This is a genomic window from Candidatus Nitrosopelagicus brevis, assembly GCF_000812185.1.
In the GTDB taxonomy this organism is placed as follows: domain Archaea; phylum Thermoproteota; class Nitrososphaeria; order Nitrososphaerales; family Nitrosopumilaceae; genus Nitrosopelagicus; species Nitrosopelagicus brevis.
The window spans coordinates 739,224-750,620 of sequence record NZ_CP007026.1 but is presented as its reverse complement, the minus strand read 5'-3'; the positions used below and the strand labels follow the sequence as shown (position 1 = coordinate 750,620).

Genomic DNA, 11,397 nt, shown 5'->3' with positions numbered 1-11,397 from the left:
ATTATTGGTTAATGTCTTAGTTGTGGGCGCTGGAGGACGCGAACACGCACTGTCATGGAAATTATCAACTTCTGAAAAAATTGATCAAGTATATGCAGCTCCTGGAAATGGTGGCACACTTCAAAATGTTGAATTATCTGTTACTGATATTGAAGGATTAGCAAAATTTGCTCAAGAAAAAAATTGTTTTACTGTAGTTGGTCCTGAAGATCCACTTGCTACAGGCATAGTTGATGCTTTTGTTGAAAAAGGTCTTCCCATTTTTGGACCCACTAAAAATGCAGCAAAATTAGAATCAAGTAAAATTTGGGCAAAAGAATTCATGAAACGAAATTCAATCCCTACTGCAGATTTTGAAATATTCGATGATGCACAAAAAGCCAAAGATTTTGTAAAATCATATGAAAAACCTGTTGTAATAAAGGCCGACGGTCTTGCAGCAGGAAAAGGTGTTATTGTTTGTAAAAATAAAGATGAAGCTAATGACGCTATTGATACAATTTTAATAAAAAAATCATTTGGTGATGCAGGATCTAAAATTATAATTGAAGAAAGAATTGATGGCGTTGAAGCATCATACATTGCGTTATGTGATGGAAAAATAGGAATTCCTATGGCTACGAGTCAAGATCATAAGCGAGTTTTTGATAATGATGAAGGTCCGAACACTGGAGGCATGGGTGCATATTCTCCTACTCCTATAATTGATGAAAAGCTTGGAACTGAAATTCAAGAAAAAATTATTGATAAAACAATTCATGCAATGCGTGATGAAGGATTTGAGTTTAAGGGATTCTTGTATGCTGGAATAATGATTAAAGATGGCATTCCATATGTTCTTGAGTACAATGTACGCATGGGTGACCCTGAATGTCAACCAATACTAATGCGTCTTGATTCTGATTTGTATGATTATCTTCATGCATCGTATGAAGGAAAATTAAACGAGTTACCTGAAATTTCTTGGAAAAATCAATACTCTGTATGTGTTGTTCTTGCATCCAAAGGATATCCCTCATCATATCCTACTGGAGATGAAATTACTGGATTTGAAAATATTTCTTCTGACGCATTTGTTTTTCATGCTGGAACAAAAAAACAAGATGACAAAATAAAATCTAATGGTGGACGTGTTCTTGGAGTTACCGCATTAGGTTCTAGTCTTCAAGATGCAATAAACAATGCATACGATGCATGTAACCACATACATTGGACTAACAAATACCATAGAACCGATATCGGGAAAAAGGGTCTATCTAATTTATGATGTTTTTATAACATCTTTTTCTGTAATTATCCAATCCATTTTGACATCTCCATCTGAAATTGGAATTGTTTTAACAATTTGTTTTGAATATGAAAGTCCAATTTTAATTAAATTTTTCTTTTCAAGATATTTATCGTAAAACCCTGCTCCATAACCAATTCTATTTCCTTCATTATCTAATCCCACACATGGAACCAAAACCACATCGTGTTTCTCTTCTACTTGTGCATTATCTTTTGGTTCTGGTATGTCAAATTCTCCCTTTTCTAATTTTGTTAAATCTTCAATTTTTCTAAATGACATCATACCATTTGATATTCTAGGCAATGAAACAATCTTCTTTTCTTCTAATAGATGAGTGATTAATTCAACCGTTTGAACTTCGCTTCCTATCGAATAATAGCATCCAATAGATTTTGCTTCTGAAATCACCTTTGTTTTCATTAGCTTTGATATGATTTTTTGACTGTGAATTTCAATCAAATCAAATGATGTGGAATCTCTTTTTTCTAAAAGATGCTTACGTAAAGCAGCTTTTTCAGGACTAGATGTCAATTCCCTTAGATATTGCAGCTGCAGTTACAGTATTTTTCAAAAGCATGGCAACAGTCATTGGTCCAACTCCACCTGGTACTGGTGATGCATATGATGTTTTTTCAATAATTTCTGCATAATCAGCATCTCCGGCTAACTTTCCTTCATGTCTGGTAGTTGCAACATCAATAACTACTGCTCCCTCCTTTATCATGTCTGGTGTAAGTTTGAAAATTTCTCGATTTCCAACTCCTGTTATTATGATATCTGAATCTAAACAAATTTTCTTCAAATCTTTAGTTTTTGAATGACATGTAGTTACTGTTGCATTGTTTTGTAATAATAGATGGTAAAGTGGTTTTCCAACTAAATTACTTCTATTAATGATCACCACGTTTTTTCCTTCTAATTCAATATTGTAGTATTTACACATTTCAATAATGCCTGATGGTGTACATGCAACTAACATTGCCTTTCCAATTGATAACAATCCAACATTTGGTGGTGTTAAACCATCAACATCTTTTTCAGGTAAAATTTGTGTTGTTGTATTAAATTCATTTAGATGAGATGGAAGTGGCAGTTGTACCAAAATGCCATGAACAGTCTCATCTGCATTCAATTTTTCAATTAATTTGTTTAATTCATCTTGTGTAATGTCTGTTGGGGGCGTATGATCTTTTGTTAAAATTCCAACTTCTTCGCATGCTTTGTGTTTATTTCTAACATATGTTGCAGAAGCTGGATTATCTCCAACAAGTACTGTTGCAAGACACGGAGAAATTCCTTTTGATTTCAAATCATTTACAATCTCTGCTACTTTTACTTTGATGCTTTTTGCAACTTCAATTCCATCAATTTTAACTCCTGTCAATGATGGTTAATTCTCAAGGCTAATAATAAATCCTTGAAAATCACCGAAAAGAAATTATTTGGTTAACAAAAGTCGATGATATGTTCGTTGCAATTGTAGAAATTGTTCTCAAAGATGAGAAAAAAGATGATTTTAAGACTTGGATAACAGATTCAAATAAAACACTATCGAAATTTGACGGTTTTGTTTCTAGAAGATTATTAGAATCACGTGATGGCGGAAATCGAATAATGGTTGAATTCAAAGATATGGAGTCATTCCAAAAAATGCATTCTAGTCCAGAACATAGTAAATTTGCATCTGAAATTGGTCAATTTATGGCTCAACCACCACAGCGCAATTTCTTCCAAGTGGTTGCAGAATAAAATGAAGTTTGAATACAATACCGATGATTATATTCGAAAAATAAATAGTGGAAATTCATATTTCAATACATTTCTTGATAAGGATACACTTGCTGCAGGTGTATTGGTCTTAAAACCTGGTGAAGAAGATACTCAGCTTCCACACGAATCTGATGAAATGTATTACATTTTGGAAGGTGATGGATTTTTAAAAATAAAAAACAAAAAGTACAAACTAAAAAAAGGAAAAGCATTTTTTGTTCCAAAAGACACTGAGCATTATTTTTTTGGAAATAAAACTAAATTAAAAATTTTATACTTTTTTGGTGGACCCGACTCTTAATTTGAAATTTTTACTTTTCTTCCCTTAATTGAGATTCTCTTTTTAGCAAAAAGTTCAACGGCTTTTGGATAAATTTCATGTTCTTTTACAAGAATTTTTTTAGATAATGATTTTTCTGTATCATTATTATTTATCTTGACAATTTCTTGTATGATTATTGAACCTGTGTCTACTCCTTCATCTACAAAATGAACTGTACATCCTGAAAACTTTGATCCAAATTCTATTGCCTGCTTTTGTGCATCTAATCCAGGAAATGCAGGTAAGAGTGCAGGATGAATGTTTAAAATTTTATTTTTATATTCTTTGATAAAATACGGGCTTATAATTCTCATAAATCCTGCTAAACAAACCAGTCCATTTGAAGGAGTCACTTTGTATTTTTTTAATGTCGAAATAATTTCTTTATCATATTGAAGCCTCTTTCCTTTGTATTTTGAACTCTCTATGACCTCTGTTTGAATTCCCATTTTTTTTGCAATTGCCAATCCCTTTGCATTGGGTTTGTTTGAAATAACTACTGCAGGATTGATTGGAATCTTTTTCTTTTTAATTGCCTTGAGAATTGATTCCATGTTACTACCTCTGCCTGAAATCAAAATTCCCAGATTTTTCAATACCTACTTTTATTCATGGAATAAATTAAACGCTATGTTAACATTCGATCAAACTTGCAATTTATAATCAAAATCATCTGATTAGATATAGTGAGAAACGTTAGATTAACTAAAAATGGCATACAATGCACAAACTCTAGTTCTACTGTATACCTAGATCCAAAAAAAATTCAAAACGATGGTGTACATTTTGTCTCGCACGCACACATAGACCATCTTCCAAATGGCGGAACTGGCACGATTCTTTCTTCTCATGAAACTGATAAAATTGCAGAATTACGTGGTTTTACGCTCAAAAACGCTACTGATTCTATTGAAAATTTCACGCTTGTTGACAGTGGTCACATTTTTGGTTCGAAGGGTCTTCTCTTTGATGATATATTTTACACCGGTGATATATCCACTAGGGATCGTGGTTTCCTAAAAGGTGCACAAATTCCAAAATGTAAAACATTAATCACTGAATGTACATTTGGATTACCTGAATTTGTTCTACCACCTGTCACTGAAATTGTAAAACAAGTAAATGAAATAATTGCAAATCTTTATTCAAAAGGAAAACCAGTGCTTCTTCTTGGTTATGAACTAGGAAAAGCCCAAACACTGTCACAATTATTTGGTGATTGGGATCCAATCTATTATCATGATTCTGTAAAAAAAATGAATGATTTACATCGTTCAATGGGTGTACCTCTGAAAGATTCTATTGGTCATACTGAAGCTGAATCAAATGGATTATTAGATAAAAAACCATGGGTTATGGTAGCTCCTATGATGAGTGCAAAAAATAATTTCATTAAACATATGAAAACAAAATATGATGTAATTACAATAGGATTTAGTGGTTGGGCAAATTCAAAAAAATTTGGTTTTTCAAGAGGAACTGATTATTCAATTCCTCTAAGTGATCATTGTGACTACAATGAATTAATCGAGCTTGTAAAAAAATCTGAAGCAGAAAAAGTATACACAATTCATGGATTTGTTGATGAATTTGCTATGGATTTAAACAAACTCGGATTTTCTGCACAACCATTACGTGAAATATCTTTAGATAATTTTTGCTAATTAAATTTACGTAAACTTCGATTGTATGCTACACCAAATCGATGTGTCTCATCTCTGATATGTTGTAGAATTTTAATTGAATCCTTATTTTTTGCAATACGTATTGATTTTGTTCGTTTCGGAATAAACACTTCTTCATTTTCTTTTGCAAGTGATACACATGGAGTTTCAATTCCTACTTCCTTCAAAGCTGATAACGCTGCAGAAAGTTGACCTTTTCCTCCATCAATTACTATTAAATCTGGAAATTCACTTTTTTCTTTTCTTAATCTCCAATATCTTCTACCCACTATTTCGTTAATCATGGCAAAATCATCTCTACCTGATATTGTTTTTATCTTGAACTTTCTATATCCTGATTTGTCTGGTTTCCCATCCACAAATCTTGCCATGGAGCCTACTGCATATTCGTCCCCATGATTTGATATGTCAAAGCACTCTATTATGCGTGGAATTGAAGGTAGTTTGAGAATATCTCTTAATTCTACTAATCCTGGGGCGGCATTATTGTTTTGAATCAAATCTAGATTTCGAAGAATTAATTCTATCATTTCTTTTCTTTTTCCCTTTACCCCAACTATGATTTTGACTGAAAATCCAGCTCTATCTGTTAATGCGTCTGCAAGTGATTGCTTTTCTTCAATCTCTTCACTTGTAACTATAGTCTTAGGAATTTGATGTGTTGTGTAGTATTGATATAGAAAATTTGTGAAATTATTGTCTCCAATTAGATCAAAAGAAAATTTTTCACTATCTCTGATTACTCCATGTGTTTGTCTAAACGTCATAACTATGGCATCTTGTTTTCCATACCTTATTCCAAAATATTCTTCGTCTGATTTTTTAGCATCTTCCATTTTTTTGCCTGAATCTATGCTACCTAATCTTTGTAGTGTATCTCTAATTTCTATGGCTCTTTCAAATTGTTGTGAATCTGAAGCATCTTCCATTTGTTTTTGTAATTTTTTAGTAAATTCTTTCATCTGTTGTTTACTTTTTAGAATTGATTCTAAATCCGAAATATTTTTCACATATTCTTTTTGGGCTGATTTAAATTCACATGGGCCATCACAATTTCCTATATGATATTCTAAGCATACTTTTTTTGGTAGTGTATTGCAAATTCTTACTTTGAATGATTTTCTTAACGAACCTATTGTTAATAATTTTGAACTTCCTTTTGTAAATGGTCCAAATATTTTTCCTTTACCTAGAAAATCCCCATTCCGCGTTCTTCTTGCAACTAATAATCTGGGAAATTTCTCATTTGTAACTCTAAGGTATGTGTATCTTTGTTGATCCTTTAATTCAATGTTGTATGTTGGTCTATATCTTTTAATCATATTTGATTCAAGTAAAAATGCTTCACTTTCATTGTCTGTTAGAACGAATTCAATATCTTCAATCTTTGAAACTAACTTTTGAGTTTTATAATTTTGATTTTTTAAGAAATATGATTTTACTCTATTTTTCAAATTTTTTGCTTTTCCAATATAGATTATTTCTCCTTTGGAATCTTTCATTAAATAAATTCCCGGCTCTTTTGGTATGGAAATTTTAGATATTTCAAATGTCATCAGTTTATCACTTTTTTGAGATATTTTCCTGTATAACTTTTTGAAAAACTTGATACCTCTTTTGGCGTGCCTGCGATGACTAGATTTCCTCCTTCATCTCCTCCTTCTGGTCCTAAATCTATTATCCAATCTGAATTTTTTATAACATCCATGTTATGTTCAATAACAATTACTGTATTTCCTACATTTACCAATCTGTTTAAAACATCAAGTAATTTTTGAACATCTGCAAAATGTAATCCTGTTGTAGGCTCATCTAAGATGTAAAGCGTTTTCCCTGTTCCTCTTTTTGATAATTCTGATGCGAGCTTTACTCGTTGTGCCTCTCCTCCGGATAATGTAGTTGATGACTGACCAAGTTTTATGTATCCTAATCCTACGTCTAGCACAGTTTCTAATTTCTTTTTTATTGCAGGTATATTCTCAAAAAATTTTAGTGCTTCTTCAACTGTCATTTGTAAAATATCTGCAATATTTTTTCCCTTATACATGACACCTAATGTTTCAGAATTGTATCTTTTTCCATTACATTCGTCACATTTCACATAAACATCTGATAAAAACTGCATTTCAATTTTTTTCACTCCATCTCCTTCACACGCAAAACATCTTCCAACTGCAACATTAAATGAGAATTGTCCTGGTGTATACCCTCTTTCTTTTGATAGTTCAGTATTTGAAAATAATTCTCTAATTGGTGTGAACGCACCAATGTATGTTGCAGGATTTGATCTAGGCGTTCTCCCTATTGGTGATTGATCAATTGAAATTATTTTATCTATATTTTCTACTCCTGCAACATCCTTATGTTTTCCAGGTAATCCTGTAGTTTTGTAAAAGTAAGATGATAGTGCTTTGAGTAATATGTCGTTGATCAATGTCGATTTTCCTGAGCCTGAAACTCCCGTAACTGAAATTAGAAATCCTAACGGGAATTCAACGTTAATGTTTTTTAGATTATTTTCTTGTGCACCTTTTACAACAATTTTTCCTTTTTGTTCTCTTATCTTATCTTCAATCTTGATTAGATTATGATCTTTTAGATAATCCCCTGTTACTGATTTATGATTATTGAGAATTTGCTTCAATGTACCTTCAAAAACTACACTTCCTCCATGTACGCCTGCACCTGGCCCTAAATCTAAAATCCAATCTGAGTTTCTAATAATCTCTTCATCATGTTCTACTACTATGACTGTATTTCCTAAATCTCGTAATTTTGATAATGTCTTGATTAATCTTGCATTATCTCTTTGATGCAAACCTATTGTTGGTTCATCTAGTACGTACAAAACTCCTGTCAAATTCGAACCAATCTGTGTTGCTAGCCTAATTCTCTGTGATTCTCCTCCTGAAAGTGTTGCGCTTGAACGATTTAAAGAAAGATAGTTCAATCCAACATTTCTTAAAAATTCCAATCTTTCTTTAATTTCTTTTAAAATATCTCTTGCAATGAATTGTTCTGTATCAGTTAATTCTAATTTATTAAAAAATTCATAAGATGAATCAATTGATAAATCACAAACTTCCATTATGTTTTTTGAATTAATTTTCACTGCTAGTGCTTCTGGTTTTAGCTTTCTACCTTGACATGTTAAACATGGCGTGTCTCTCATGAATTGTTTTAACCATTCTCTTTTAGATTCTGAATCAGTTTCCATGAATTTTCGTTGCAGATTGTTTAACACTCCTTCAAACGCATCTGTATATTCCCAAATTGTATCACTAGTCTTTGCTTCGTATGAAAATTTCATTACATCTTCAGTACCATACAAAATTACTTTGATCTGCTTTGACTTCATTTGATTCATTGGCGTCATCAAATTGAATTTGTATTTCTTTCCAACCACTCTCAATTCCTGTTTTCTATATGATGAAAATCTCCCACTCCATGGAACAATTGCTCCATCTAAAATTGATTTTGTCTTATCAGGAATTACTAAATCTGGATCAAATTCCATCTTGACACCTAATCCGTTACATTGGTTACACATTCCAAATGGAGAATTGAAAGAAAATGTGCGTGGTTCTAATTCTCCTACAGTAATCCCACAATGTGGGCATGCATTATTCTGTGAAAAAATCTTTTCATTTTTTTCTGATGCTACTAGAACAGAACCCTTTGCGGCCTTTAATGCAGTTTGAATACCTTCAAAAATTCTACTTTTATCAGATTTTGATGCGATAATCCTGTCGACAACAATCTCAATGTTATGCCATTTCTGTCTGTCTAATTTTGGAAATTCATCTTCAAGTAAAATGATTTCTCCATTAACTCTTGCTCTTGAATATCCATCTTTTTTCATTTGCTCAAATAATTTTTCGTACGTTCCTTTTTTTCTTTGAATTAGTGGTGCTAAAACTAGAACTTTTTTCTGAGAAAATTCCTTTATGACTGAATCTGTAATTGATTCGATTGATTGTGTTGAAATCTTTCTTCCACAATTTGTACAATGTGGAATTCCAATTCTTGCAAATAACAGTCTCATATAGTCATAAATTTCTGTAGTAGTTCCTACTGTTGAACGTGGATTTTTACTAGTTGTTTTCTGTTGAATTGAAATTGCAGGTGATAGCCCATCTATTGAATCAACATCTGGTTTATCCATCATTTCTAAAAATTGTCTTGCATATGCAGAAAGTGATTCAACATAACGCCTTTGGCCTTCAGCATAAATTGTATCAAATGCAAGTGTTGATTTTCCTGAACCTGATAATCCGCTAATTACAACAATTTTATTTTTTGGTATATTCACATCAATATTTTTTAGATTATGGTGACGTGCACCTCTAACTTTTAATTCATTTTGATTCATCTTTTTGTAACTCCTTTTCAATTCTTTTTATTTTATCTCTACATTTTATTGCATTTTCAAAATCTAGATCTTCGGCAAATACTTTCATCTGTGTCTCAATTTCAATTTTTTGTTTACCTAAGTCAGTTTTTGATTTATTTTTAATATCATCTAATTCTGTTTCTTGTTCTGGTATTGATTTTATGATTGTTTTAGGTATGATTTTATTTTCATTATTATATTCTATTTGTTTTTCTCGTCTTCTTTCTGTTTCTGCAATTGCAGACTTCATTGATTTTGTAATATTGTCTGCATACATGATCACTTTGCCTTGGGAATTTCTTGCGGCTCTTCCAAAAGTTTGGATTAAGCTTGTGTTATTTCTCAAAAACCCTTCCTTGTCTGCATCTAAAATTGCTACTAGTGATACTTCTGGAATATCCAATCCTTCTCTTAGCAGATTTATGCCTACTAGTACATCGAATTCCCCTAATCTCAACTGCCTGATTAATTCTGTTCTTTGCAGTCCTTCTATTTCCGAATGCAGATATCTCACTCTTACTTCTTTTTTAGATAGATAATCTGCTAAATCTTCTGCCATTCTTTTGGTCAATGTTGTAACTAACGTTCGCTCATTTTTTTTGGCTCTGTTAGAAACTTCTTTAATCAGATCATCCATCTGTCCCTGAGATTTTCTTATTTCTACGATAGGATCAATTAATCCTGTAGGTCTCACTAATTGTTCTACAATTTGTTTTGATCTCTTTTTTTCATAATCTCCTGGTGTTGCCGAAACAAAAATTACATCCTTAAGTTTTTTTTCAAACTCTTCAAACTTTAATGGTCTGTTATCAAATGCACTTGGTAATCTAAATCCATAATCTATCAATGATTTTTTTCTAGAGAAATCTCCTTTGTACATTCCATGTAGCTGTGGGAGTGTTACATGTGATTCATCAATAACAAGTAAGAATTCTTTTCCGTAAAAGTCTAAGAGACAAAATGCGGGTTCTCCCTCATTTCTTCCATCAAAATGTCGTGAATAATTTTCAATTCCTGAACAATATCCTAACTCTTCTATCATCTCTAAATCATATTTTGTTCTCATCTCTAGTCTCTGTCTTTCTAATTCTGGTAATCTGCTTAACCTGTCTTTCAATTCTGTCTTGATTGATTTTACTGCATTATCTCGAATGTCTTTTGCAATGAGATAGTGTTTTGCAGGAAAAATTTTGAAAGATTCCAATTGTTTTTTTATATCTAATGAAACGTTATCTAGAATTGTTATTCTTTCAATTTCATCTCCAAATAATGAAATTCTAATAATGTCTTGGGAATATGCAGGTATTACATCAATTGTGTCTCCTTTAACTCTAAAATTTCCTGGGATTAACTCGACATCGTTTCTTTCATATCTTGCATTGATTAATTTTTTAATAATTTCATTTCGTGCAATTTCCTCATTTTTCTTTAATGTGATTGCCATATCTTCCCATTCTTTTGGTGAGCCTAGCGAGTAGATGCATGATACCGTTGATACTATGATAGTTGGTTCTCCAGATAGAAGCATTGCAGTGGCTTCTAATCTCATTTTTTCAATTTTTTCATTAATCTGTGTATCTTTTTCTATATACGTGTCTGTTTGTGGCATGTAACTTTCTGGTTGATAATAATCATAATAGCTAACAAAATAACCTACATTGTTTTTTGGAAAGAATTGTTTTAATTCTGAATAAAGCTGTGCTGCCAATGTTTTGTTATGTGATATGATTAATGCATTTTTTCCAGTGTTTGCAATAACATTTGCTACTGTGAATGTCTTGCCGCTACCTGTAACTCCTAATAATGTCTGGTTCATCTTTGTTTTGGAACCTTCTACAAGATCATCAATTGCTTGTGGCTGGTCTCCTGTCGGTAAAAACTCTGAATTTATCTCAAATTTTTGCAATACTTAGCGTTATCTGGAAGAAAAGATATA

At 32.0% G+C, this 11,397-nt stretch carries 10 protein-coding genes; 4 read left to right on the top strand and 6 right to left on the bottom strand.

All coding sequences use genetic code 11. The features are described from left to right. Positions 1 to 4: 4 nt before the first annotated feature. A complete protein-coding gene (gene purD / locus T478_RS04550) occupies positions 5 to 1,267 on the top strand; it encodes a phosphoribosylamine--glycine ligase (RefSeq protein WP_048105510.1) in 1,263 nt (420 codons plus the stop codon). Here the strand turns inward: purD and T478_RS04545 are convergent. After that, positions 1,262 to 1,822: a 5-formyltetrahydrofolate cyclo-ligase gene (locus T478_RS04545; protein ID WP_048105509.1), complete on the bottom strand. Its 561-nt coding sequence runs from the start codon at positions 1,820 to 1,822 to the stop codon at positions 1,262 to 1,264. The genes purD and T478_RS04545 overlap by 6 nt on opposite strands. Then, on the bottom strand, positions 1,812 to 2,675 hold the full coding sequence (locus tag T478_RS04540; RefSeq protein ID WP_048105508.1) for a bifunctional 5,10-methylenetetrahydrofolate dehydrogenase/5,10-methenyltetrahydrofolate cyclohydrolase: 864 nt from the start codon (positions 2,673 to 2,675) through the stop codon (positions 1,812 to 1,814). Before T478_RS04540 ends, T478_RS04545 begins: the two co-directional genes overlap by 11 nt. Before the next feature lie 80 nt (positions 2,676 to 2,755). On the opposite strand from T478_RS04540, the gene T478_RS04535 reads away from it, so the two are divergent. Next, positions 2,756 to 3,040 (top strand): antibiotic biosynthesis monooxygenase family protein, encoded by a 285-nt coding sequence (locus tag T478_RS04535; protein ID WP_048105507.1) that lies wholly within the window; start codon positions 2,756 to 2,758, stop codon positions 3,038 to 3,040. A gap of 1 nt (position 3,041) precedes the next feature. Next, complete coding sequence (locus T478_RS04530) at positions 3,042 to 3,362, top strand: cupin domain-containing protein (protein ID WP_048105506.1); 321 nt, start codon at positions 3,042 to 3,044, stop codon at positions 3,360 to 3,362. Here T478_RS04530 and purN read toward each other — a convergent pair. Further along, on the bottom strand, positions 3,359 to 3,979 hold the full coding sequence (purN, locus tag T478_RS04525; protein ID WP_048105505.1) for a phosphoribosylglycinamide formyltransferase: 621 nt from the start codon (positions 3,977 to 3,979) through the stop codon (positions 3,359 to 3,361). The genes T478_RS04530 and purN overlap by 4 nt on opposite strands. An 87-nt stretch (positions 3,980 to 4,066) precedes the next feature. Here purN and T478_RS04520 point away from each other — a divergent pair, with 87 nt between their 5' ends. Then, positions 4,067 to 5,047 carry an MBL fold metallo-hydrolase RNA specificity domain-containing protein gene (locus T478_RS04520; RefSeq protein ID WP_048105504.1) on the top strand — a complete coding sequence of 327 codons (981 nt, stop codon included), beginning with the start codon at positions 4,067 to 4,069 and terminating at the stop codon, positions 5,045 to 5,047. On the opposite strand, the gene uvrC is transcribed toward T478_RS04520, so the two are convergent. From uvrC to uvrB, 3 genes are read right to left on the bottom strand one after another with little or no spacing between them, the layout of a single operon-like run. Further along, positions 5,044 to 6,624: an excinuclease ABC subunit UvrC gene (gene uvrC, locus T478_RS04515; RefSeq protein ID WP_048105503.1), complete on the bottom strand. Its 1,581-nt coding sequence runs from the start codon at positions 6,622 to 6,624 to the stop codon at positions 5,044 to 5,046. The genes T478_RS04520 and uvrC overlap by 4 nt on opposite strands. Further along, positions 6,624 to 9,440 (bottom strand): excinuclease ABC subunit UvrA, encoded by a 2,817-nt coding sequence (gene uvrA / locus T478_RS04510; RefSeq protein WP_048105502.1) that lies wholly within the window; start codon positions 9,438 to 9,440, stop codon positions 6,624 to 6,626. The genes uvrC and uvrA overlap by 1 nt, the downstream gene beginning before the upstream one ends. Continuing rightward, on the bottom strand, positions 9,427 to 11,367 hold the full coding sequence (gene uvrB, locus T478_RS04505; protein ID WP_048105501.1) for an excinuclease ABC subunit UvrB: 1,941 nt from the start codon (positions 11,365 to 11,367) through the stop codon (positions 9,427 to 9,429). Before uvrB ends, uvrA begins: the two co-directional genes overlap by 14 nt. Between the last annotated feature and the right edge of the window lie 30 nt (positions 11,368 to 11,397).

Coding starts and splice junctions, on each gene's coding strand:
- T478_RS04535 (WP_048105507.1), top strand. CDS start 2,756: ATGTTCGTTGCAATTGTAGAAATTGTTCTCAAAGATGAGAAAAAAGAT.
- T478_RS04530 (WP_048105506.1), top strand. CDS start 3,042: ATGAAGTTTGAATACAATACCGATGATTATATTCGAAAAATAAATAGT.
- uvrC (WP_048105503.1), bottom strand. CDS start 6,624: ATGACATTTGAAATATCTAAAATTTCCATACCAAAAGAGCCGGGAATT.
- uvrA (WP_048105502.1), bottom strand. CDS start 9,440: ATGAATCAAAATGAATTAAAAGTTAGAGGTGCACGTCACCATAATCTA.